The sequence below is a fragment of the Pseudomonas sp. LBUM1645 genome (assembly GCF_059716185.1).
Map to the genome: position 1 here is coordinate 2,899,684 of NZ_CP166811.1, position 24,530 is coordinate 2,924,213.

General features: G+C 60.4%; 21 protein-coding genes. 11 read left to right on the forward strand and 10 right to left on the reverse strand.

What is annotated here, in order from left to right:
- The first annotated feature begins 152 nt into the window (after positions 1-152).
- Positions 153-2,141, forward strand: coding sequence for a sigma-54 interaction domain-containing protein (locus ACA079_RS13055; protein ID WP_497704321.1), 1,989 nt, complete (start codon positions 153-155; stop codon positions 2,139-2,141).
- Positions 2,142-2,369: 228 nt separating this feature from the next.
- Here the strand turns inward: ACA079_RS13055 and ACA079_RS13060 are convergent, their stop codons facing one another.
- Positions 2,370-3,419, reverse strand: a complete 1,050-nt coding sequence (locus ACA079_RS13060; protein WP_497703806.1) for a substrate-binding domain-containing protein — start codon at positions 3,417-3,419, stop codon at positions 2,370-2,372.
- Positions 3,420-3,601: 182 nt separating this feature from the next.
- On the opposite strand from ACA079_RS13060, the gene ACA079_RS13065 reads away from it, so the two are divergent.
- The 4 genes from ACA079_RS13065 to ACA079_RS13080 are packed head-to-tail and all read left to right on the forward strand — an operon-like array spanning position 3,602 to position 7,175.
- Positions 3,602-4,714 carry a fatty acid desaturase family protein gene (locus ACA079_RS13065; protein WP_497703807.1) on the forward strand — a complete coding sequence of 371 codons (1,113 nt, stop codon included), beginning with the start codon at positions 3,602-3,604 and terminating at the stop codon, positions 4,712-4,714.
- A 37-nt stretch (positions 4,715-4,751) separates the two neighbouring features.
- Complete coding sequence (locus ACA079_RS13070; RefSeq protein ID WP_497703808.1) at positions 4,752-5,072, forward strand: MocE family 2Fe-2S type ferredoxin; 321 nt, start codon at positions 4,752-4,754, stop codon at positions 5,070-5,072.
- A 17-nt stretch (positions 5,073-5,089) separates the two neighbouring features.
- Positions 5,090-6,331 carry an NAD(P)/FAD-dependent oxidoreductase gene (locus ACA079_RS13075; RefSeq protein WP_497703809.1) on the forward strand — a complete coding sequence of 414 codons (1,242 nt, stop codon included), beginning with the start codon at positions 5,090-5,092 and terminating at the stop codon, positions 6,329-6,331.
- Between the two features lies 1 nt (position 6,332).
- Positions 6,333-7,175 (forward strand): sugar phosphate isomerase/epimerase family protein, encoded by an 843-nt coding sequence (locus ACA079_RS13080; RefSeq protein WP_497703810.1) that lies wholly within the window; start codon positions 6,333-6,335, stop codon positions 7,173-7,175.
- Here ACA079_RS13080 and ACA079_RS13085 read toward each other — a convergent pair.
- The 8 genes from ACA079_RS13085 to ACA079_RS13120 form a co-directional block, all read right to left on the reverse strand.
- Positions 7,154-8,425 (reverse strand): OprD family porin, encoded by a 1,272-nt coding sequence (locus ACA079_RS13085; protein WP_497703811.1) that lies wholly within the window; start codon positions 8,423-8,425, stop codon positions 7,154-7,156. The genes ACA079_RS13080 and ACA079_RS13085 overlap by 22 nt on opposite strands.
- 73 nt (positions 8,426-8,498) lie before the next feature.
- Positions 8,499-9,704: a 3-(3-hydroxy-phenyl)propionate transporter MhpT gene (gene mhpT / locus ACA079_RS13090; RefSeq protein ID WP_497703812.1), complete on the reverse strand. Its 1,206-nt coding sequence runs from the start codon at positions 9,702-9,704 to the stop codon at positions 8,499-8,501.
- A gap of 91 nt (positions 9,705-9,795) precedes the next feature.
- Entirely contained in the window at positions 9,796-10,848 is a 1,053-nt protein-coding gene (gene dmpG / locus ACA079_RS13095) for a 4-hydroxy-2-oxovalerate aldolase (RefSeq protein ID WP_497703813.1), read from the reverse strand.
- Positions 10,849-10,858: 10 nt separating this feature from the next.
- Positions 10,859-11,794: an acetaldehyde dehydrogenase (acetylating) gene (locus tag ACA079_RS13100; protein WP_497703814.1), complete on the reverse strand. Its 936-nt coding sequence runs from the start codon at positions 11,792-11,794 to the stop codon at positions 10,859-10,861.
- A gap of 32 nt (positions 11,795-11,826) precedes the next feature.
- Positions 11,827-12,621, reverse strand: coding sequence for a 2-keto-4-pentenoate hydratase (gene mhpD, locus ACA079_RS13105; protein ID WP_497703815.1), 795 nt, complete (start codon positions 12,619-12,621; stop codon positions 11,827-11,829).
- Between the two features lie 14 nt (positions 12,622-12,635).
- A complete protein-coding gene (locus tag ACA079_RS13110) occupies positions 12,636-13,505 on the reverse strand; it encodes an alpha/beta fold hydrolase (RefSeq protein WP_497703816.1) in 870 nt (289 codons plus the stop codon).
- Between the two features lie 17 nt (positions 13,506-13,522).
- Positions 13,523-14,476, reverse strand: coding sequence for a 3-carboxyethylcatechol 2,3-dioxygenase (gene mhpB / locus ACA079_RS13115; protein WP_497703817.1), 954 nt, complete (start codon positions 14,474-14,476; stop codon positions 13,523-13,525).
- Position 14,477: 1 nt separating this feature from the next.
- The gene (locus tag ACA079_RS13120) at positions 14,478-16,136 is read right to left on the reverse strand and encodes a bifunctional 3-(3-hydroxy-phenyl)propionate/3-hydroxycinnamic acid hydroxylase (RefSeq protein ID WP_497703818.1); all 1,659 of its coding nucleotides are present in this window, start codon (positions 16,134-16,136) and stop codon (positions 14,478-14,480) included.
- A gap of 134 nt (positions 16,137-16,270) precedes the next feature.
- On the opposite strand from ACA079_RS13120, the gene ACA079_RS13125 reads away from it, so the two are divergent.
- Positions 16,271-17,047 carry a DNA-binding transcriptional regulator gene (locus tag ACA079_RS13125; RefSeq protein WP_497703819.1) on the forward strand — a complete coding sequence of 259 codons (777 nt, stop codon included), beginning with the start codon at positions 16,271-16,273 and terminating at the stop codon, positions 17,045-17,047.
- Positions 17,048-17,560: 513 nt separating this feature from the next.
- Complete coding sequence (locus tag ACA079_RS13130; protein WP_497703820.1) at positions 17,561-18,001, forward strand: cupin domain-containing protein; 441 nt, start codon at positions 17,561-17,563, stop codon at positions 17,999-18,001.
- A 13-nt stretch (positions 18,002-18,014) separates the two neighbouring features.
- Here ACA079_RS13130 and ACA079_RS13135 read toward each other — a convergent pair whose 3' ends face one another.
- Entirely contained in the window at positions 18,015-19,445 is a 1,431-nt protein-coding gene (locus ACA079_RS13135; RefSeq protein ID WP_497703821.1) for an MFS transporter, read from the reverse strand.
- A 134-nt stretch (positions 19,446-19,579) separates the two neighbouring features.
- Between ACA079_RS13135 and ACA079_RS13140 the strand changes: the two genes are divergently transcribed.
- From ACA079_RS13140 to ACA079_RS13155, 4 genes are all read left to right on the forward strand, one after another.
- Positions 19,580-20,470, forward strand: a complete 891-nt coding sequence (locus ACA079_RS13140; protein WP_497703822.1) for a LysR family transcriptional regulator — start codon at positions 19,580-19,582, stop codon at positions 20,468-20,470.
- A gap of 535 nt (positions 20,471-21,005) precedes the next feature.
- A complete protein-coding gene (locus tag ACA079_RS13145; RefSeq protein WP_497703823.1) occupies positions 21,006-22,343 on the forward strand; it encodes a TackOD1 domain-containing metal-binding protein in 1,338 nt (445 codons plus the stop codon).
- Between the two features lie 6 nt (positions 22,344-22,349).
- Complete coding sequence (locus ACA079_RS13150; RefSeq protein ID WP_497703824.1) at positions 22,350-23,678, forward strand: glycosyltransferase family 2 protein; 1,329 nt, start codon at positions 22,350-22,352, stop codon at positions 23,676-23,678.
- Between the two features lies 1 nt (position 23,679).
- Positions 23,680-24,528, forward strand: coding sequence for a hypothetical protein (locus ACA079_RS13155; RefSeq protein ID WP_497703825.1), 849 nt, complete (start codon positions 23,680-23,682; stop codon positions 24,526-24,528).
- Positions 24,529-24,530: the final 2 nt, after the last annotated feature.

A 24,530-nucleotide genomic window follows, 5' to 3' on the forward strand; every position in this document is an offset into this window, starting at 1 on the left:
CAAAGCAGGGAGCAAGGGCTGTGCCAATATTTAAGTCATTGATATTTAAGGGAGTATTCAAAGCACTTTAAAATAAGTGTTCATTCCGATGACATGTCTATACTGACATGTCGAAAATATGAACATAGGAGCGAACGGTGATCTCACAGCCAATGGCCTTCAGCGTGCAAGACCTCGATTACATTACGGCGCTCGGTCCGGCGTCGTTAAATGAAGGACCGATCGCTGAGCTGGAGCAGGCCTGGCTGGCGTGTCTGAACGGTCGCACCGATCGACATGTCGGGGTCAGGCAGGTGATTTGGGACTCCTGGTTGCGCAGCGTCAGTGCTGGTCTCGATCCTGATGATGGTCAGTACCGATTTGTCGCCCCCGAGGTGCTGGCCGCAACGCTGGCGGCCAATCGTGTGTTGATCACGGCCGCGGCGGAGGTCATGCGAGGGTTGCTGGCTTACAACCCCAGAGGCCATATCAATCTGACCGATGCCGAAGGGACGACGTTGTATTTCTGTGGCCTCGATCTCACGCCTGTGGGCAGCCGACTGCTGGAATCAGTGCAGGGCACCAACTGCACGGGGCTGGCGCTTGCCGAAGACCGCTTGGTGTATGTGCTGGCCGAGGAAAACTTCGGGATCGGCCTGCGTCGGCGGCGCATGCATTGTGCCGCCGCGCCGATCAGGGATGCGCAGGGCCGGACACTGGCCATGCTGACCCTGACCGCAGAGCCGGGCTGGTTTCATTTCCATACGCTGGGCACCGTGCAGGCAGCGGCCGAAGCGGTCTCGCGGCAGATGGCGCTGCAAGCATTGCTGGAAGAACAACAAACCGTGCTTGAAGTGCTCAACGAGGGGCTGGTGGTGCTGGATGAACGGGGCTGCATCAAGGCGCTCAACCGGTATGCCCGCCAGTTGTTCCGCGTGGGCCGGGATCTGCTGGGCAGCCCGTTCCAGCGCCTGGGCCAGAGCGAACTGACCGATGAGATTCTGCTGCGCGGCGGGGAAGGGCTGCGAGATCTGGATTTCACGTTTGAGCTGCATGATCGCAGTCAACTGGCGTGCCTGGTGTCCGTGTGTTCACTGGAGCAGGGTGGACGCATTGTCTCGTTGCGCGAGAACCGCCGCATCCGGGAAATTACCCGGCGGATCATCGGCACCCAAGCCAGCTACACCTTCGAAACCATTCAGGGCAGTTCGCGCGCCATACACGACGCGTTGCACCTGGGGCGTATTGCCAGCCGCAGTGATTCGACCACGCTGATCCTGGGTGAAAGCGGCACCGGCAAGGAGCTGTTTGCTCAGGCGATCCACAACGCCAGTGACCGTTGCAGCGGTCCTTTTGTGGCCGTCAATTGCGGGGCCATTCCGCGCGATCTGGTGCAGAGCGAACTGTTTGGTCATGTCGAGGGCGCCTTCACCGGATCGGCGCGCGGAGGCTCTGCCGGGAAGTTCGAACTGGCCGATGGCGGAACAATCTTTCTCGATGAAATCGGTGACATGTCGTTTGATGCCCAGGTCAGCCTGCTGCGCGTTTTGCAAGAAGGCGAGGTGACGCGCGTGGGGGCGAAAAAGTCGCAGCAGGTGAACGTGCGCATCATCGCTGCTACTCACCGCAACCTGAGTCAGGCGGTGGCCGAAGGAGCCTTCCGCGAGGATCTTTACTACCGACTCAACGTACTGAACCTGACGGTTCCGCCGCTGAGGATGCGCCACGAAGATGTGCCGTTACTAGCGCGCCATTTTCTCAGCCGTTGCGCCCGCTCGCTGCGCAAATCGGTGCAGGGCATCTCGCCAGAGGCGCTGGATATCCTGTCGGCCTACCACTGGCCGGGTAATGTTCGCGAGTTGGAAAACACCATTGAACGGGCTACCAACCTGGCCGTTACCGAACTGATCCAGCCGGCTGATCTACCGCTTGAAATCAAGCAAAGGCAACGGCCGTCGGCGCCGGGAAATGCGCCCGAACCCCGGGCCGCCCTGGACCTTGGCGCCCATGAAATGAATGCGATCATTGCGGCCCTGAAGGATACCCGGGGCAACATTCGCCTGGCCGCTAAACAGCTGAATGTTTCTCGGGGTGGGCTGTACAACAAGATGAATCGGTTCGGGCTGAGTGCCGATGCTTTTCGTGTGGGAGCCAACCTCTGATAAGTAATGCTGTTCAGTTAAGCCGTAATGCGATCTGTAGCAGCTGGCGAAGCCTGCGTTCGGCTGCGAAGCAGTCGTGAGTCGGGCTGCCGTGGTGTACCTGACGCACCGCAATTGCTGATTTTACGACTGCTTCGCAGCCGAACGCAGGCTTCGCCAGCTGCTACAAAGAATGTGTCGCGGCTGAAATTGCTTAAGTGAACAGCGTTAACCTTTGATGGGGTGAGTTCAGCCTCGAGTGTTCTCCGAGGTGACGATCTGCAACGGAATATGGACCCGATGCCGGGCCGGATCAAAGTCCGGCGCGGTCTGCAATTCCACCAGCAAATCGACCAGCGCCGCCGCCAGCAATCGCGGCTGGGAATCGATGACCAAACTGATCAAGCCCTGCGACAAAGCCTGGCGCGACAGCTCGGTCGATTCCTGCAGAATGCAGCACAGCGACGGCCGCTTCGGTAACTGCGAAAGGGCACTGATGATGCCGTCGCCGCCACCGCCGACCACGCACAAACCCCGCAAATCGTCATGCCGTGCCAACAGTTCCAGCGTCGCTTCTTCGGTGATGTCGCAGTTGTCCAGGTTGATCACCGCTTCAAGCAGCCGCAACCCGGGTGCACGCTCCGCCAGGTAACTGCGTAGCCCTTCGACCCGAGCCTGATGGCCAAGAAAACGGTGGCCGCCGAGCAGGACCCCGACGCTGCCTTTGCGCGCACCACAGGTGTGAGCTATCAGCCAGCCCATGGTGCGCCCGACCTCAAGATTATCCTGGCCGACGTAAGGCTCATTCGCGGCCTCATCGATGTCGGACAGCAGGGCAATCACCGGCACGCCGGCCTCTCTGATCTGGGCGATGGCGGCATTGATCATCGGGTGAGCGAAGCTGACCACCGCCAGGCCATCGCACTGCACCGCCAGTTGTTCAATCTGAGCAACGATGGCGTTTGGTGTGCGATCGAATACGTACTCAAACTGACAGCTCAGGTTGGCGCCGGTCTGACGCTGCGCCGCCTCGGTGATTGCGGCGGCAACATTGGAATAGAACGCCTGGGCGGTACCGAGCAAGAGGATGCCGAAACGATAGCTGGGACGACGTTCGCGGATCCGCTGCCCGATCAGCCGAGCGGCGAAATAACCGACGGCTTCGGCGGCCTGGAATACCTGCTCGGCAGTGGCCGGGTTGACCGGTGCTCTGGCATTGAGTACCCGGTCGACGGTGGCGACACTCAAGCGAGCGTGCTCGGCGACCGTGGCGATGGTGGGGCGTTTAGTGTTGTTCATGGCGGGTCCCGAAAGCGCCTTGATAGAAAACTATCAAGCCTTGCTGGGCCTGGATGATAGCTTGATAGGGAATGTATTCAAGGGCTTGAGGGTAATCTTTGGGCTCTCTATCTTTTCTCCAACGATGTGATCCCGCGTCGAAGCAAGTGCCTAAAACCATCAAGCTTGCGGAGAACAATAAAATGCCTGAACAAAACGCAGCCTATGAAAACCGCGGTAAACCCGTGCCTCGGGATTATCGATTGATCGGTCCCGAAGCCGCCGAAGCGGCGCAAAAAGGCTTGGTGTCGGCCAACTGGTACCAATCGCCCATTTCTCGTAAACGCATGAAGGAACTGATGCAGCGCCGCGACGGCCCGGCCTTGCGTGATACCGCGATATGGTTGCTATCGATGGTCGTCACCGGCTTCGGCGGTTACTGGTTCTGGGGCTCCTGGGCCTGCGTTCCGTTCTTCTTCGTCTATGGGCTGCTTTACGGCACGGCGTCCAATGCCCGTTGGCACGAAGCGGGTCACGGTACGGCGTTCAAAACCCGCTGGATGAATGATGCGGTCTACCAGTTGTCGAGCTTCATGTTCATGTTCGAACCCCAGGTCTGGCGCTGGAGCCATGCGCGGCACCACACCGACACCATCATCGTCGGCCGCGATCCGGAAATCGTCGAGCCGCGTCCGCCGAGCCTGATAAACATGGTGCTGAGCCTGTTCAGAATGCCCTACGCGTTGAAGACGATGGGGTCAGTCTGCCGGCATGCAGTCGGGCGGATGGATGAAGAAGAGCAGACGTTCATCCCGGAATCCGAGTGGCCCAAAGTGGTGAGGGACGCGCGCGTCTGGCTGGTGATTTATGGGCTTGTCGTGGGCGCTGCACTGTATATGCAAAGCTGGTTGCCGCTGATGTTTATCGGTCTGCCGACGCTGTACGGTGGCTGGCTGTCCTACCTGTTCGGCCTGACGCAGCATGTCGGCCTGGCTGAAGACGTACTCGATCACCGCAGCAACTGCCGCACGATTTACATGGGCCCGGTGATGCGCTTCATCTACCTGAACATGAACTATCACCTTGAGCACCACATGTATCCGATGGTGCCGTTTCACGCGTTGGCGCAACTTCATGAAGAAATCCGCCACGACTGCCCGCCGCCGTACACCAGCCTGTTCGAGGCCTTCAAAGAAATCCTCCCGACCATCTGGAAGCAGCGCAAAGACCCGACTTATTTCATCCGTCGCCCTTTGCCCCAACGCGCAGAGCCTGCCGCAACCGCTCGGGCGGAAGCTGAAGTAACGCCGGCCTGACACCTTCCTGGCTGTACCCCTAACAAGAGAAAACACCATGACCGACCAATGGATCGATGTATGTGCCGTGGGCGAGATTAATGAAGAAGACGTCATTCGTTTCGACCATGGCCAGCACACCTATGCCGTCTACCGCTCCGCCGACGACGAGTTCTTCGCCACCGCGGGCCTGTGCACCCACGAATCCATCCACTTGGCCGATGGCTTGGTGATGGAGCATGTCATCGAGTGCCCCAAGCACAACGGTCGCTTCGACTACCGCTCCGGCAAAGCCCTTGGCGCACCGGTGTGCGTCAACCTCAAGACCTATCAGGTGCGGGTCGAGGCGGGGCGTGTCCTGCTCGCCATCACGGTTTAATGCAGGGAGTCTGTGCCATGAATTCTGCCAATGCTCCACTGGTCATCGTCGGCGCCGGGCATGCGGGTGGCCGCGCCGCGCTGACCCTGCGTGCTGAAGGTTATAGCGGTCGCCTGATACTGATCGGCGACGAGTCCCACCCTCCGTATGAGCGTCCGCCGCTGTCCAAGGGGTTGTTGCAGGGCACGGTAGATCTGGCGGGCTACAGCTTGTGCGACAGCGCTCGGCTCGCCGAACTGGACATCGAACACCTGGCTGGCAATCCGGTGAAAAGCCTGGACCCGCAGCAGCATCGTCTGCAGTTGGCCGACGGTAGCTGGCTGGTCTATGCGCGTCTGTTGCTCGCGACGGGAGGGCGCTCGCGGCGACTGGCCTCTGTGCCCGAGCATCTGGGCAACGTGCTTTATCTGCGGACCCATGACGAAGCGCTGGCGCTGCGCGCTTCGTTGCAGCCCGGTGCTCGGTTGGTGATCATCGGCGGCGGCTTCATCGGCCTCGAAGTCGCCGCGACTGCCCGCGCCTTGGGTTGCTCGGTGACCTTGCTCGAAGCCGGACCGCGTCTGGCGGGTCGCGTCCTGCCGGAGCGATTGTCCAGCGTCCTGCTGGAACTGCATCGCAGCCAAGGCGTGGATGTCCGCTTGAATGTGGTCATTCAGGCGGTGCAAGGCAACGCTTGCGTCGAGGCGGTGCAACTGATCGACGGCGAGCTTCTGCCCTGCGACCTGGTGGTGGTGGGTATCGGCATGCAACCCAACACTGAATTGGCCGCGGCGGCGGGGATCGAGGTCGGGCAGGGCATCCGTGTCAATGCTCAGTTACGCACCAGCGCGCCTGACATCTTTGCGGCGGGCGATGTCTGTGAATTTCAGTTGCACCCGCAAGGCGTTTTCCAGCGTCAGGAAACCTGGCGCAACGCCGAGACTCAGGGCCATCACGCTGCCCTGAATCTATTGGGCGGCGAGCAGCCCTTCGAGGTCATTCCCGGTTTTTGGTCTGATCAGTACGACTGGGGGCTGCAGATCGTCGGCGTGATCTCAAACACAGAACCCACGGCGAGCCGGGCAACCCCGGAGGGCGGTTTCCTGTTGTTCTACCTCGATGCCGAGCACCGTCTGCAAGGTGCTTGCGGTTGGGGCCAGGGCAATAGCGTCGCCAAGGACATCAAGCTGTGCGAACGGCTGATCGCCAACCATAACCCCCTCTCGACGGACGCGTTGGCGGATGCCGGTGTGCCACTCAAACAACTGCTCAGGAGCTGACATGCGTGAATTTCTGGTATTTCAGTCCCTGTGGGCCATGCAGGATCAGCACGGCCAATGCGACCTTCCCCTGGAAGCGCAGCTGGAGAAAATCGCCGCCGCCGGCTTCGACGGAATCACCGACCATTTCTGGGTCGCGCAACATGCAGCACGCCTGAGTAGCGCCGCCAAGGCGCAGGGCCTGCAAATTGAAGGTCAGCTGTTCCCCCGCACCGTGGATGATCTGGCGGCGGCGATTGATGTCGCCTCCTGTTACGGCTGCCACCACCTCACGCTGCAAGCCGATGTGAGGCCGCGCACGCTGACGCAAGCGATCAAACTGATCGAAGGCTGGCAGCGTCTGGCCGAACAGGTGGACTTTCCGATCCTGCTGGAAACCCACCGCTATCGCCTCACCAGCGACCTGTTATTCACCCTCGACATTCTTGCTGAAATGCCCGATCTCAAACTGTTGGCCGACTTGTCCCACTATGTCGTGGGCCGCGAACTGCCAGAGCCGGCCGTTGCCGAGGACGACGAACAGATCCATACCATCCTGCGTCACAGTTGGGGTTTTCATGGTCGTGTCGCCAACGGCGAACAGGTGCAGGTGCCTTTGAGTTTCGCCCAGCATCGACCCTGGCTGGAGCGTTTCCTGGGCTGGTGGCGCTATGGGATCGAAGATTGGCTGGCCCGACCAAACACACCCGCGAGTCTGTCCTTCACCTGTGAACTCGGCCCACCGCCGTATGCAATTACGGGGGCCGACGGAAGTGACATCACCGATCGCTGGGCCGAGGCGTTGATGCTGAAGGAGCTGATGCGCAAGGTCTGGAAGGAGTGTCACCATAACTTCCACGTGTAATCGACGTTAACTCGCAGCTCATTGTCATCCCGATGACTGGCCTGGGCGCTGAAGTCGTTGCGGTACCAGGCATTGCGCACGCGCAGTGCCAAGCCTTTCAGTTGGCCGCTCTGCAGCACGTAGGACACCTCGATGTCCTTTTCGCTCTCGGTCAGGTTGGAGCCTCCCAGCTTGGCCAGTTCGATATTGTCGCCACTCACGTAGCGCAGCATGCCATTGAGTCCCGGCACGCCAAGGCCTGCAAAATTGTAGTCATAGCGTACCTGCCAACTGCGCTCTTTGGGGTTGAGAAACTCAGAGCTCAGCGTGCCTTCGGTGATCACCAACGGTTCGGTGCCGAACAGGTAGGGCATGGCTGTCTTGCCGGTCAGTTGCATGTAGCCGGCACCGAATTTGTGGGCGCCCACGGCATACGTCAGCATCAGTGCCGCATTGCGGTTGTCCACCGCGCCGGCCTTGGCCGCGCCATCCTCGCCGGTGACGAACAGACGGAAATCGCTTTTCAGGCTGCCGGGGCCGAGAGGGCGGTTGTCGACAAAGCCGTAGAAGTCCTTGCGGTACAGGTCTGCGAGTTCTGCGTGGTAGTACTTCAGCGTCAGTTGCGGCGACCAGGCGTAGTCGCCGCCTACGAAAGAAAAACGGTCCGACTCGGCGGCGCCATTGAAGCGTCCGTTAGGAGAACCGACCGACATTTTCTGGTAGTCGGTGGAGTCGCGCAGGTTGATGCGATCCAGCCAGCCAACGTGCAGGGTCAGGTTGTCGATTTCCTGGGACTTGAGGTACGCGCCGCGAAAGGTCTGTGGCAGCAGGCGGGTAGGGCTGGCGAAAGCAATCGGCAGAAACGTGCTGATGGTGCCCAGTTGCAGCTCGCTTTTCGATGCCCTGACTTTGGCTGTCAGGCCCAACTCCGAGTATTCATCGGCCGGCTCACGGGTGGTGGCGCTGTACGGCAGCAGGCCGGTGCCGGTGCGAGCGCGTGAAGAATCCAGGCGCACACCCAGCAAGCCTTGGGCGTCGAGGCCGAACCCCACAGGCCCTTCCGTAAAACCAGAGCGCACGTTGAGAATGAAACCCTGGGCCCACTCGCGGGCGGCGGCCTGAGGGGTTGCGTTCACGTAGTTACGATCGAAGTAAAAGTTGCGCATCGTCAGATCGGCGTGGCTGTCATCGACAAAACCGCTGGCACACGCCTGGCCAAAGGATAAAACGCAGGTGCAGGCGCTGAGCGCCCGAAGAGAAGTCTTGAGCATGCCGGTGTTCACTTTTATTGTTGTTGGGGGTGAACCCGCACCGTTTCCGGCACGGGGTGTTACGCGGAAGTTGTCAGTCAGGCTGAGCGCCGTTGCGGCGCACTGACAGGTAAAACATCGCCACTGCGGCGATGACGATCCCTGGCGCCGAAGCCAGCATCACCCCTGCCGTGCCGGTGCCCAAGGCGAGCATCTTGCCGGCCACCAGCGGGCCGCTCATTGCGCCGAGTCTGCCGATGGCCACCGCGCTGCCCACGCCCGTGGCGCGCACAGACGGGCGATAAAAATGCGGCGCCAAGGCATACAGCACGCATTGCCCGCCGGTGGCGAAAAAGCCCGCGACGAAACCCGCTGCCAGCATGCTTTCCAGGTGGCTGGCCATACCCAGAGCGGTCAGCGAAGCGAGAATGCCGATATAGATCAGTGCGGATAGGGCCCAGGCTGACAGTCGGTCCATCACCCAGCCCAGCAGCAAGGTACCGACCGCAGCGCCAAGCTGCAGGGCAAACATCACCCAACTGGCCTCGCGGCCGCTGAAACCCTGGCCGACCAACAAGCTGGGCAGCCAGTTGATCAAGATGTACACGACCATGAGCGTAAAGAAATAACTCACCCAGATCATTGCGGTCGGCAGGGCTGCGCCCTCGCGGAACAGGCCCCGGACCACGCCGATGGGCGCGGCGTCCTGGACGCTGCGAAACTGCGCCGATTCCGGTAGATAAAGCCCCAGCAGAGGCACGATCAACAGCGGTACCAGGCCACCCACGTAAAACACTATCTGCCAGCCACCGGCCAATTGAGCGATGCCAATGCTGGCCGCCACCGCAGCACCCAGCGGCACGCCGCAATACATCAGGCTCACGGCCATGCCGCGCAGGCGCGGGCCAGCCACTTCACTGGTCAGTGCGATCAGGTTGGGCAAGGCGGCGCCCAAACCCACGCCCGTGAGACAACGGGCAACCAGCAAGCTGTTGAAGTCCCAGGCCATGGCCGTGACCAGCGAGAACAGCCCGAACAGGGCCACCGACGCCATCAGTACACGTTTGCGGCCGATGCGGTCAGCCAGCAAGCCGCCCAGGAACGCACCGGGCAGCAGGCCGAAAATTCCGGCACTGAAGACCCAGCCCATGTGTAATTTATCCAGCTCGAAAGCGGCCGCCATGCCTTGGGCAGCGATCCCGGAGGCTTGCAGATCAAGGCCCTCCATCAGGGCCACGAGGAAACACAGACCGATGGTCCGCGTCATTTGCAACGGTGTTGTCAGTTTTAGCGCAGTCATGGGTAGTACCCGTTTTATTGTTGTATGGGCAAAGCAGGGCCGCCCGACCGCTGCGTGGGCGGTCAGTCGGTGTGGTGCTTCTTGTCAGGTTTTACGACTGCTTCGCAGCCGAACGGGGGCAAGCCCCCTCGCCACAGAGATCCAGCGCAACGTCGACGATCATGTCTTCCTGACCGCCGACCATCCGCCGCTTACCCAGTTCGACGAGGATGTCGAGGGTCTTGAGGCCGTACTTGGCCGCAGCGATTTCAGCGTGGCGCAGGAAGCTTGAGTAGACGCCGGCATAACCCAGCGCGAGCGTCTCGCGGTCGACTCGAACCGGACGATCCTGCAGCGGACGAACGATGTCATCGGCGGCGTCCATCAGCGTGTAAAGGTCGGTGCCATGGTTCCAGCCCAGGCGCTCGGCGGCCGTGATAAACACTTCCAGCGGCGCGTTACCGGCACCAGCACCCATGCCGGCGAGGCTGGCGTCGATGCGGTCGCAACCTTCCTCGACGGCAGTGATCGAGTTGGCCACACCGAGTGACAGGTTGTGATGGGCGTGCATGCCGGTTTCGGTTTCCGGCTTGAGCACCGCCTTGAACGCACGGAAACGGTCCCGCACATCCTGCATGTTCATCGCGCCACCGGAGTCGGCCATGTACACGCACGTCGCGCCGTAGCTTTCCATCAACTTGGCCTGCGCGGCCAGCTGCTCGGCCGGAATCATATGGCTCATCATCAGGAAACCGACGGTGTCCATGCCCAGCTCGCGGGCATACTCGATGTGCTGTTTCGACACATCCGCTTCGGTGCAATGGGTGGCGATGCGCACCACCCGGGCACCGGCGTTGTAGGCCGCTTTCAAGTCATGCACCGTGCCGATGCCAGGTAACAACAAGGTCGTGATTTTGGCGTGACTGATGACGTCGGCGGCGGCTTCGATCCACTCCAGATCGGTGTGCGCCGCGAAGCCGTAGTTGAAGCTGGAACCTTGCAGGCCGTCACCGTGGGCCACTTCGATGCTATCGACGCGCGCCTGGTCCAGGGCGCGGGCGATGTCCTGCACGTTTTGCAGCGAATACTGATGGCGAACGGCATGGCTGCCATCGCGCAGGGTCACGTCGGAGATATAGAGTTTTTTGCCGGGATTAAAAGTCATGTCGGTCTCCTCAGGCGTTCAGCATCGACTGCGCCATGCGCTCGGCGGTGGCCAAGGCAGCGGAGGTCATGATGTCGAGATTACCGGCGTAGGCCGGCAGGTAATGGGCGGCCCCTTCGACTTCGAGGAACACCGAAGTCTTCAGGCCGGAGAATTTGCCGAGGCCGGGGATGTGCAGCGGCGCGTCTTCCGGGATGACGTCGAACTGGACTTTTTGCTTCAGGCGATAGCCCGGCACATAAGCCTGTACGGCGGCCGCCATCTCGACGATAGAGGCTTCGACCAGCGCCTGATCGGCGGCTTCGGACAGCACAAACACCGTGTCGCGCATCATCAGCGGCGGTTCGGCCGGGTTCATCACGATGATCGCCTTGCCCTTGGCCGCACCGCCGATCACTTCGATGGCCTTGGAGGTGGTTTCGGTGAACTCGTCGATGTTGGCGCGAGTGCCAGGGCCAGCGGATTTGCTGGCGATCGAGGCGACAATTTCGGCGTAGTGCACCTTGGCCACTCGCGATACGGCTGCGACCATGGGGATGGTCGCCTGGCCACCGCAGGTGACCATGTTGACGTTGAGCTGATCCAGATTCTGTTCCAGATTCACCACCGGCACGCAGTACGGGCCGATGGCTGCCGGGGTCAGGTCGATCAGGCGAATGCCAGGTTTGATCGAGCGCAGGAACGCATCATTCTTCACGTGGGCGCCCGCCGAGGTGGCATCGAAGACGAATTCGATGTCCTTGAAAACGTCCATGCGGGTCAGGCCCTCGACCCCTTCATGGGTCACGGCTACCCCGATGCGCTGGGCGCGGGCCAGGCCGTCGGAGGCCGGGTCGATACCGACCATGACCGCCATTTCCAGGTGTTTGGCATTACGCAGAATCTTGATCATCAGATCGGTGCCGATGTTGCCGGAACCGATGATGGCGACTTTGAGTTTGTTCATTGTTGTTGCCTCATTTGCACGCAAGTCGCCGATCACTCGGCGGTGAACCCAATACCAACCCGACCGATGCCTTCGATCTCGGCCTCGAAACGATCACCGGCAGCGACCGGCACCATCGGCCCGAGTGCCCCGGTGAGAATGATGTCGCCCGCACGCAGCGGATCGCCCAAACGAGCCATGGTGCAAGCCAGCCAGACGGCCGCATTGAGTGGATGACCAAGGCATTCGGCGCCACTGCCGCTGGAGACCTCTTCACCATTGCGGGTCATGCGGATGCTGGCCTGGCGCAGGTCGAGTCCATCGATACGTCGAGCCGGGCCACCCAATACAAAGCAGCCACTGGAGGCGTTGTCGGCCACGGTATCGACGAAGCGGATGTTCCAGCCCTGCACGCGGCTGCCAACGATTTCGAGTGCCGGGACGACCCAGCCGGTGGCCGCCATCACGTCGGCAAACGTGGTGTCGGCGCGGGGCAGATCGCGTTCGAGGATCAAGGCTATTTCCGCCTCGATCTTCGGTTGCAGTACGCGACCTACGGGCACGCTTTCGTTGTCGCCGTAGCACATGTCGGCGAACAGAGTGCCGAAGTCCGGCTGGTCGACGCCCAGTTGCGCCTGAACCTTGGGATTGGTCAGGCCGATTTTGCGGCCGACCACACGACGGCCGTTGGCCACGGCGTGAGCGACGTTGATCTGCTGGATGGTGTAAGCGGCCTCGGCGTTGTCTTCGCCAATCTGTTCGCGCAGAGGGGCGATGGCTTCGCCGTTGGCCTCGGCATGGCGCAGGTCAGCGGCCAGTCGTTCCAGCGTGTGTTGAGTCAGGGTCATGTCAGCCTCGGTGATCAGTGGGTCAGGAAGTCCAGGACCATGCGGTTGAAGGTCTCGGCGTGTTCCCACTGGGCCCAGTGGCCGCAGCGATTGAACACATGCAGTTGTGCATCGGGCAGGCCGGCGAGCAGACGCAGGCCGGTGTCCATGGGCACGAAGCGATCTTCGCGGCCCCAGACGAGCAGCGTCTGGGCGCTGATTTCGTGCAGGCGGTGGCTGAAATCCGGGAACTGTTTTGGATTGAGGGTGCTGCTTTTGACGAAGTTTTCCAGGTGGTCGCGGCGCGCGAGGATGTTGTCCAGGCGGGTCTGGAACAGTTCGTCGGTCAAGCTGCTGGCATCGAAGACGAAGACGTTCATCATCTTCTTCAGGTTTTCAATGGTCGGTTCGCGGTACAGCGCGCCGATCAACTTGATGCCTTCGGTGGGCTGTGGCACGAAGGCGCTGGGGCCGCCGGTGCCGCCGCCCATCAGTACCAGTTTGCCAATGCGCTCAGGGTTTTCCAGGGCGAAAGCGACGGTACTGTGGGCACCCATCGAGTTACCAACGATGTGCACACTGTTCAGGTCCAGCACATCGAGCAGCCCCTTGAGCGCTCGTGCGTTGAGGTCTGAGCGCGAGCCGTCGCAAACAACCGGGTCGCTTTTACTCCAGCCCGGGCAATCCATCAGGATCACTCGGTAACCGGCAGCCACCAACGGTTCGATGTTGCGATGGAAGTTGGCCCAACCGCTGGCACCGGGCCCGGAACCGTGCAGCATGACCACGGTTTCTTCTCCCTGGCCGACGTCGTTGTAATGCAGTTGCAGGTCCAGGTCGCCTTCCTTGATGTGTGCAAAGCGGCTAGTGGAGGCTTCGGTGAATGCGGATTCAGTGGCAGTCATGGCAGTGTTCCTCGGATTCAGTGGTTGTTGTTGCGCGGCTGGGCGCCAAGGGCGGCGAAGCCTGCGATCCATTCGGGAATCGGACGGTAGTAGCGCCCTTCGGTCTGATATGGGCCGAAGGCGCGAAGGGCAGCGAAGGCGGCGACCCAGGTTTTCACTTCGTGAGTGGACTTGCCGGCCAGTGCCGACAGTTCGTCATTGCCCAGGGCATCGAGGTCGCTCAGGCGGCCCTGTTCCAGGGTGTCGAGAAACTGCTGATCCCACGCGGGATTAAGCGGATGCAGGCTGCGTTGGTCTTCAACGAAATCCCGGGCGGCCTGGATCACTCGTTGCTGGCGCGCCTGTCGCTCATCCGCCGGTAATTGGCGACCGCTGCCCATCAGTCGATCGGCCATACGCGCATCGACCCTGGCCAGTTCCGGCACCGGAGGTTGATGGGACAGCCCCCCGGAAGCCAGGAACAGCACGCGCTTGTTCAGCGACTGCGCCCACTGGCCAATCGCTTCACCGAGCAGGCGGGAACGCTTGAAGCCGGGCAACGGCACGGCGACCGAATTGATGAACACCGGAATCACCGGGCAGCCTTGTAAGCCGCCCAGCAACAGCTCCAGCGGTTGGGCGAACGCGTGGTCGACCTGCATGCGATAGGACACGGCGGCGTCGACACCGGCATCCAGGACCGCCTGGGCGCAGGATTCGGCCAGCGCTTTGGGCACGTCCAAGGGGCCGGCGGCGGTGTCGAAATCACCGATGGCGTGGGCGGCCATGCCGATGCAGAAGGCCGGCATCACGTCGTAGAAAAAGCCGTTGTAGTGGTCGGGGCCGAAGAGCACGATCAGCTCCGGCTCGAAGCGGGCGATACGCTCACGGGCCTCAGCGATCATGCCATCGACCTCGGCCAGCACATCGGGCGTCGGGTCGACGTAGCCCACCAACGGCGTGTGGGAAAGGCAATGCAGATAGGCGCTCATGTCAGGCCACCTTGCTGGCGGGGATCGCCACTTCGGGTTGCGGCAGTGCCTTGAGCGCCAGGGCCAATTCATCACAGGCCTGGCCGACGGTTTGCGGAATGGCCAGGCCGGCAAGGAAGCGATCCGGACGCACCAGGGCGATAGAGGCAGAGCCGCGGGCGAACCATTCCTTGAGGCGGCCGGTGCTGTCACCGATGCGGATCACACCTTGGCTGACGTCACTGGCGGCTTTGAGCTGGACGTCCGGCAGTACCTGGATAAAACGCGTGCCCAGTGTTTGCCATTGATCGATCTGTGCAGCCGTCAGGCCCCAGGTCGGGTCGCAGCCCCAGGCGATAATCGCGAAGTTCTCGCCGATTACCTCATCCAGCAACACGGTTTTGCCAGCTTCGGTCAGTACCCGGGGCTGAATGAACATCTTGCCCACCGGTGAGCCTTTTTCGCTGGGTACGATCAAGGCGCCCTGGGCGTATTGCGGCATCGGCTTGAAGCGCATTTCCACGAAGTAGCGTTTGACCGGCGGCACATAGTTGAGCAGCCACGACACGCCATCACGCAAAGTGCCTTGCCAGCGTTTGGGCGGTGCCAGCACGTGGCCGGCCAGCACAGAAAGGTCGATCATCGCCTTGGCGTGGTCGCGGCGTTCTTGTTCATAGCTGTCGAGCAGGCTGTCGGCGGCCAGGCCTTTGATCACCAGTGACAGTTTCCAGGCCAGGTTGGAGGCGTCGCGCATGCCGCTGTTGTAACCCTGGCCCTGCCATACCGGCATGATGTGCGCGGCATCGCCGGCCAGCAGCACCCGGCCCTCACGGAACCGACCGGCCAGGCGAGCGTTGTGGGTATAGACGCGGCTGCGGATCAATTCGATGCGATCCGGATTCGGCAGCACCTTGGCCAGCAGCTTGCGCATGTTCTCGGGTTTGCTCAGTTCGGCCTCGGTCTCGCCGGGCATGACCATGAACTCGAAACGGCGAACAGCGTGGGGCAGGGCGGCGGAAACGTAAGGGCGCACCGGGTCGCAGCACAAGTAAACATGGGGCGTGCTCAGCGGGTCGTTGGCGATGTCGACGACGATCCACTGATTAGGCGCGGTCTTGCCCTCGAAACTGATGTTCAGACTGCGTCGCACCAGGCTGTTGCCGCCGTCGCAACCGATCAGATAGCGGGCTTGAAGACGCTCGCCGCGACCGTTCTGATCCTTGAGGTTGAGCACCACGGCGTTGTCACTTTGTTCGAAGCCTTCGAGCTCACGGCCGAACAGCACCTTGACGTTGTCAAAACGCTGCAGGCCTTCGAACAGTACGCGGTCGGCCAAGGGCTGGATGAAGGCGTTGCGGCGCGACCAGCCGAACTCATCGGTCTTGGGCTGTATATCGGCAAAGCAGCGACCCTTGGGGGTCAGGAAACGCATGGCGTGCCAGGGAGTGGTGTGCGGCAGCACGTTGTCGGCCAGTCCGACGGCCTGAAAAGTACGCAGGCTTTCGTCGTCCAGACCGATGGCGCGGGGGTAGTCGATCAGGCTGTCGAGCTTTTCCACCAAGGTGACGTTCACACCACATTGGCCCAGGTAATTGGCGATCATCAAGCCGACAGGTCCGGCACCAACGATGGCGACGTCGGTGGTCAGGTCCAATGTGGAAGGAGTGGGTGCAGAACTCATGGTCATCTCCGTACAGCGCTTTTGGATTTCTTGTTGGGCGCAGTATGGAAATCACAAGGCTGGTCGACAATGACAACCCTTGTTAGTGTGCACTGGGTGCACATGATTGATTTACAAGAATAAAGGGCTTAGCTATGAGCGAGACCGAATACAAAGCCGTGCGTGGCCTGATGCGAGGTCTGGCACTGATCAATGGCTTGAACCGCTTCGACGGCGGCGCCAGCACCGCGCAACTGGCGGAGCAGAGCGGGCTGCACCGCACCACGGTTCGGCGGCTGCTGGAGACCTTGCAGGCCGAAGGTTATGTACGGCGTAGCGAGTCGGATGACAGCTATCGACTGACGTTGAAAGTTCGCGAACTCAGTGAAGGTTTTCGCGATGAGCAATGGATCTCCTCAATCGCCGCCCCCTTGCTCGGCGAGTTGCTGCAGGAAGTTGTCTGGCCCACCGACCTGTGCACGCTGGACGGTGACGCCATGGTGATTCGCGAGACCACCCATCGTTTCAGTCGCCTGTCTTTTCACCGATCCATGGTCGGCCGGCGTCTGCCCTTGCTGATGACCGCGACCGGGCGCGCGTACTTTGCGTATTGCCGACCCGCAGAGCGAGAAGAGCTGATTGAGTTGTTGATCAGTCGGGAAGATGCGCAATCGGCACTGGCTGCCGACCGCCGATTTGTAGACCGGTTGGTGGAGCACACGCTCAGCAAGGGGTATGGCGAAAATAATGCCCATTGGGGCGAGGAACGCAAAATTGCCGCCATTGCGATCCCGGTGATGCACGCGGACCAAGTGATGGGTTGCCTGAATCTGGTCTACATTGCCAAGGCTATGCCCGTTGAGGAAGCCGCTCGCCGCTACTTGCCAGCGATGCGAGGCGTAGTGGAAAAAATCCAGGCTCAACTGGGGTAGTTTTGAGGTGCACCACTGGCGATAGCATTTTTCCCTCCTGCCACGCTTGCTACAGGAAAAAATCGTTCTAAAAAGCCCGCCTTGCGCTTTGGAGTTTGTACTACTCTTGAAGTTGTAGGTGAAGACGCAGACTGATGCGCAAGCGGATGGCGAGGAAACGTGGGGCGCGTTCCGAAGGGTACACGGTTAGAAAGATCTCCGCGCTGAGATCCAGCCCTTATGCCGTGTGAAGCAGGACAGCACAAAACTGTTCTGTGGGAAGCCTGATAAACCTTGTAAGCCGGAGACCAGCACCGGCCACCTACTCGATTTACAAAGCCCGCCTTGTGCGGGCTTTTTCGTGTCCGCGGGGTCCGTTTGTATCGGAACGTATCCAGCACGCTTGCAGCTAACTTCGCATACAAATCCAGGGCATTGGCGACACTTGCGCGATACACGGCGGCCTCTGAATAGAGCCACCGCACCCGCGGCAACCTCCGCGCGTCATTCCCGCGCACCCCTTGGAGAAATGCCATGTCCCGTTTCAACAACCGTATCTCCGCTGGCATGCTCGGCGTCGCCGTTGCCGCGGCACTCACTGCCTTCGCGGGCCTCGCTCAAGCTGAAGAGGCGCCTCCAGCAAAAAGCTGGCAGGCGGGCCTTCATCGCACCGATCTGCTGCGCAAGGACCTCGACGTCGCCGGTCGTGAAGTGATCCAGGTTCTCGTTGATTTTGAGCCGGGTGTGGTATCACCCAAGCATTCTCATCCTGGCGTGGAAGTGGCCCACGTGATTGAAGGCACGTTTGAATATCAACTCGCGGGTCAGCCTCCTATAACGCTCAAGGCTGGCGATTCCTTGTACATCCCCGCAGGCACTGCGCACGTCGCGAAGAATATCGGCGCGAACAAAGCGTCGGAGCTGGCGACGTACATTGTGAAGAAAGACACGCCGCTGGTAGTGCTGGAAAAGTAAACGACCTGTCGGCTTACCGGCGGTCACGACGCACTGCCAGCGCGCGGCTTCCCTGCGCGATGGCCAGTGCGACAGCGATCAGCACCAACGCCACGGCGAAGGTGATCCGCAGACCGCTGGCAACCGCTTCGGGTCGCGCCGTTGCAATGTCGACCGAGGTCGATGCGAGCGCGAACACCGCGCCCAAGGCGGACGCCCCGGTGATGAGCCCCAGGTTGCGCGACAGATTCAGCATGCCGGAGATGACGCCCCGTTGGTCCGGCTGAACATCCGTCATGACTGTCGTGTTGTTGGCGGTCTGGAACAGGGCATAGCCGATGGTTATCACGACCATGGGGCCGATGTAGCCGCCGATGCCGAACGTCTCCGGCAATACCGACAGCGTGAGGCATCCAGTCGCCATTGCCGTGAGCCCGGCGAGGGTCATGCGTTGGGCGCCAAAGCGGTCGGCAATACGGCCTGCGGGCACCCCCGTCATTGCCGCGACAAACGGCCCGACCGACAAGACCAGTCCAACCAGAACGGCATCGAGCCCCAGCCCATGGGCGAGGTAGAAGGGCCCGACCACGAGCGTCGCCATCATCACGGTCGCGACGAGCAGGCTCATGGCGAGGCTGCCACTGAGCACGGGATCACGGAACATCGCCAATCGAATCAACGGTGAGGTGACTCGAGCCTCGGCGAACACAAAGAGGCAGGCGCCGCAGCCCGCCCCCAACAGCAAGGCGATGTTGAACGGACCGAAACTGCCTCGCCCAAGGGTCATCGCCAGCGCATAAGCGGCAAGCGTCGACGCCAGCAGCAACGTGCCCAGTGGGTCGAAGCCGACGCGATCGGTCTTGGGCTTCTGGCGATCGGCGGGCAAGTAACGATGCGCGAGTACCAGCGTCAGCAAGCCCAGCGGTACGGTGATGAGGAAGATCGCCTGCCAGCCAAACACGCCAATCAACAGGCCACCGAGCGACGGTCCCATCGCGGTGCCAATCGCCGACATCGTCCCGAGCAAGCCCATGGCGCTGCCGGTTTTCGTCGTCGTCACGGTCTCGCCGACAAAGGCCATGGTCAGCGCCATCATGATTGCCGCACCGATTCCCTGTAGTGCCCGGGCGCCAATCAGCATCCAGAGTGTGGGCGCCAAACCGCACAGGGCCGACGCCAGCGTGAATAAACCGATGCCGGCCAAGAGCAGCCGCCGACGGCCAGTGATGTCACCGAGCCGCCCAACACTGACAATCAGAGTGGTAATCGCCAGAAGGTAGGCGAGGACGATCCACTGCACGTGCTGGAAGGAGGCGTTGAACACCTGGGCCAAGGTCGGCAAACCCACATTGGCGATGCTGGTACCGAGCGAGGACAGCAGCATCGACAGCGAAAGACTGGCCAGGGCCCACCGAACCGACGGTGTCTGTTGCGCACGCTCTGCGATTGCACTGAGTGATTTCATGCTGTTCCTCTTTTCTGGCCACTCCCGAAGCGGAGCTATCAGAAATCTACGCCCCGGCCTAACATGGCGTAAGGCGCACCGTTTGCACTTGATACGTGCGTTCAACGCCATATCACTCTGCCGCGGGGCGCAACATGTCCACTCCCGATTTCAACTTGCTGATCACCCTTGATGTGCTGCTCGCCGAAGGTAGTGTGGCGCGCGCCGCCAAGCGCTTGCGCCTGAGCCCGTCGGCCATGAGCCGGGCGCTGGCGCGATTGCGTGAAACCACTGGCGATCCACTGTTGGTCAGGGCCGGGCGCGGTCTGGTTGCCACTCCGCGAGCGCTCGAACTGCGCGAGCGGGTCAGTCAACTGGTGCAGGACGCCGAAGCGGTCCTTCGGCCTGCCGAGCAACCCGATCTCAGCCAGCTGAACCGCACGTTCACGCTGCGCACCAGTGAAGGCTTTGTCGAGAATTTTGGTGCGGACCTGATTGCGCGCATCGCCGAGCAAGCCCCTGGCGTGCGGCTGCGCTTCATGCACAAACCCGACAAAGACAGCGCGTCACTGCGCGACGGGACGGTCGATCTGGAAACGGGTGTGGTGGGGAAGACCGCTGGGCCGGAGCTGCGTACGCAAGGCTTGTTCCGCGACCGTTTTGTAGGCGTCGTGCGAATGGGGCATCCGCTGAGCGAAGGCGAGATATCCCCCGCGCGTTATGCGGCAGGCAGCCACATCAGCGTCTCTCGGCGGGGGCTCGACAAGGGACCCATTGATGGAGCCCTTGAGCTCCTGGAACTGGAGCGGCACATAGCAACAATCGTTGCAGGCTTCTCCACTGCGCTGGCGCTCGCCCGGGCCACTGATTTGATCGCCAGCGTTCCCGAACGCCACACCGCCAGCCTGCGCACCGGCATGCACAGCTTTGCACTGCCGTTGTCTCTTCCGGCGTTTACCGTCGCCATGCTCTGGCATCCGCGGCTGGATGCCGACCCTGTGCATCGCTGGTTGCGGGGTTGCCTTCGAGAGGTTTGTTCCGAGTAAAAAATTGTCAGATTTGATCTAATGTTCATTATTGAAACTAGGATGTTTCGCTTGTGTAACTACTGCATGATTATTCTGGTTATATAAGTGGGTAATTTTGGTATAAAAATACCTTGAACTTATTAATATATAGGCGGTAGCTGCAAGGAATTGGCGTAAATGGGAATTAACCGCTGATACCATTCAATGGCGCAACGCTATCAATGGTGGCCATTAACTAGTAGTGAGTATAGTTGTAATTCTTGAGTTACTTAGTGTGTATAACTTGATGAAATATATATGAATATACTTTGGCGGCGATCAGCCGCTATGCCAGGCTGCAGCGCAATCAGCAAGTTTGGATCCAATTAAGATTAATGGCGAAATATTGGCAGCCGATATATCAAGAAAATAACTTCATAATAATACTGACGCATTTCCGATGCGGTGCTAGTGTTTCTAACTCCTTTTAACCGTACTTGTCTGTCTGCAGAGGCCATGCGTCATGCCGACTTCAAATCCACGGATTGCGATACTGGGTAATAGAGTTCCAAGCTTGAATCTTCCGGAGCTTGAGCACTTCGCCGATCTGGGCAGCTTGTTGGCTGCACCCGCATTTGATGTGGTGCTGCTGGACCTGCCAGCGGTTTATTCCGGGCGAGTGCTTCGCAAGTTGCGCACCCTTCACCCTTATCGCTACAGCCTCATTTACTGTTGCCGTGATCAGAACGGCTGGTGTGAAGCCTTGGGTGATGGCGCGTGCCCTGTCGAATCCAGCGAGATAAGAACGCTCTGGGGGGTGTGGCAAGAACGCTACCGGTTGTTCAAACGGGGTTCTGCCCCCGAGCGTTTTGAAAGTCGGGTGCTTTCATGGTTGTGGTTGCGCGACAACGCTCAAATCTATGCCCTTCGAGACCCGGAGGTGCCTCAGCATTATCGCTATCCGTTGCTGGATGCCCTGGCTGATAACGAACAGGTCAACTCGTTTGTCTGGCTCAGTTTGATGGTGCAACAGGACTGGCTGGAGGAGGGGGTTCTGGTCGATCGCGTTCGCCTGTGTTCGGAGTGTGGCTCGGGCCGGCTCAATTACATTGATGTGTGTGCCGAATGTCAGGCCCTGGACATTTCACGGCAGCCTTCATTGCACTGCTTTACCTGTGGGCATGTGGGGCCACAGGAATCCTTTCTCAAAGACGGTGTGTTGTTGTGCCCCAACTGCTTGAACCGGTTGCGCCATATCGGCAGTGATTACGACCGCCCTATGGAGAACTATCGCTGTCGGTCATGTCAGGCGTTTTTTGTCGATGCCGACGTGCAGGCGCGCTGCCTGGATTGCGGCCTGTCACACACGCCTGACAAGTTGCGAGTACGCGAGGTCAGAGACTTCCGCCTGGCCGAGGCCGGCCGTTTCCGCTGCCGCCAGGAGTTCAGCGATCAAACGGTCCATCACTTCGGTCGACTCAATCTGTTAGGTGGCAAGGATTTCTATGACCTGCTGACCTGGCAGATGCAGGTCGTACGCCGCTACCAGACGCCTGCCTTCTCACTGCTCGGTCTGCGCTTCGTCAACCTGGCCGGTACGTTGACTCGCCTGGGTGAACACCACGGCCATGCCTTCATCGATAGCGTGGCTGATCGGTTGAAGGAAACCGTCAGGGAAACAGACCGCTGCTCTCGAAGTACCGAAGAGTACTTCTGGATCATGCTTCCCCATACCGATGGCAAGGGCCTGGAGACCGTCAAGCAACGCTTGGGCCGGGTCGCCGAGTTGTTTTCCGCACCGGAGGTCAGTGACATTTCCCTGCGTGTCGTCAGCATCACGGCGCCCCACGATCTTCTCGAACAAGAAGATGGCGAACTACTACTGGCCCGTCTGGCCAGTGAGTTGGCGTAATCCGCCATGAGCCCTTTACTGGAGCAACTCTACAACGCACTCAGCGGGCTCATGGGGCCGGATGGTTTGAGCCGGTTGTTTTTCATGCTTTTCCCTTTGTTTCTGATCTTTGAATTGCCCCTGATGATCATGGTGATGCTGGGTGTTTTGCGCTGGTTCACTCGTCGGCGCACTCGTGTGCCGAAGATCAGTGTCTATCGGCCCAAGGTCTCTTGCATCATTACTTGCTACAGCGAAGGGATGGATGTTCAGACCACGCTGTTAAGCCTGTGCGAGCAGACGTACCCCGGCCACATCGAGATGATTCCAGTGGTGGACGGGGCCACGGTGAACCAGCCGACGCTCAGCGCCGTGCGCAGTTTCAACGTGGATCCGCAGTTGTACCCCCGGCGCCATTTGCGCCCGATCGCCAAATGGCAGAGGGGCGGGCGGGTGTCGTCGTTGAACGCCGGCCTGTCGCTTGCCAGCGGTGAAATCGTGATGGCGCTCGATGGTGACACGTCCTTCGACAACAACATGGTCAGCTCCATCGTGCGCCATTTCGAGGACCCGTCAGTGCCTGCGGTCGCCGGTAGCCTGCGAGTGCGTAATGTCTGGGCTTCCTGGGTGACCGCGATGCAGGCGCTGGAATACCTGTTGTCCATCCATATGTCGAAAATCGGTCTGGCCGAATGGAACCTGGTCAATAACGTTTCGGGGGCCTTCGGCGCATTCCGCCGCAGCTTTCTGGTGAAAATCGGTGGCTGGAACACGCACACCGCGGAGGATCTGGACCTGACGTTGCGCATCAAAAGTTACTTCAAGCGACACGACTTGAGGATTCCCTTCGAGCCAGAAGCGATTGGACACACCGATGCACCGTCGACGCTCAGTCAGTTTCTGATGCAGCGCTTGCGCTGGGATGGCGACCTGTTTTTTTTGTACATCAGAAAGCATAACCACAACATCAACCCCAGCTTGTTGGGCTGGCCGACCTTTCTGATGATCCTGCTCAGCGGCTTCTTTTTTCAGCTGGTGCTGCCGTTCCTGATCTTCAGCTACACCTTGCTGGCGTTATTTGTTCTGCCGGGCAAGACGCTGTTGTTTCTGTTTGTACTGATCTATGCGCTGTACCTGACGATCACCGCGCTGTTGTTCGGCGCCATGCTGTTGATGGTGTCCGACCGACCTGGAAAGGACATGACCCTTGGGTTGTTGGTGCCTTTCTTCCCGCTGTTCATGCTACTCCTGCGGTGCTGGAGCGCAGTGGCCATGCTCAACGAGATCTTTCGCCGGGGCCACGAAGAAAGCTCGATGGCGCCGTGGTGGGTGCTTAAACGAGCCACGAGGTTTTGATATGCGATCGATACTTCTGCTGCTGACGCTGTCGTTGCCCCCGATGATACTGGCCGCACAACCCCTTTCGGCTCAGGCAGTGGGGGCGCCGTCGAGCCAATGGTCCCAGGCCAGTTATGTCTGGGACAGCGAAGCGTTGCTCGATCCCGATCAACGAAAGGCAGAGCTCGAGCAACTGCGTAAAGCCGGGATGGACAAGATCTACCTTGGCCTCAAGTCCGCCCAGTTGAAAGACCTTGCCACCACGCGCCAACGGCTGGAGCAATTGCTGCGGGACGCGACCGGCAAGGGGGTGCAAGTCAGCCTGTTGCTCGGCGATCCGGCCTGGATCGAGCCGCAGGAACGCCATCAGCTCACCGATTTACTGGCGAAGCTGAAGGGGCTTTCATTCACCAGCCTGCACCTGGACCTGGAACTCGAGCAACTGGGCGTGCCGGTCCCGGATCAACGCTTGAAGGACTTGCTCGATACCTTGCGCGCAGCCTCCGCAGCCAGCCCTTGGCCGGTAGAAATCTCCAGCCACCATCGCTGGTTCGCTGAGGCAAAACCCGGAAAAACCTGTCTGCCGTGCGCGCTTCCCGAGGCGGGCGTGCGTCAGGTCAGCCTGATGATCTACACCCGTAACCCGAAAAACAGCGCACGAATGGCAGAGCAGATCGCCCAACGTTGGCCCGATCTGCAGTTTCGCCTGGCGCAAAGCACGGAGCCGCAACTGGATGCCACAGAATCCTGGGCCGGCGCGTCACCTGAGCAGTTGCAGCACCAGACCAATGTCTGGCGCGAACAGCTGCAACCACGGGGGATTGCCGGCATTGACTGGCAAGCCTGGCGAGACTTTCCAAAACGGTGAGC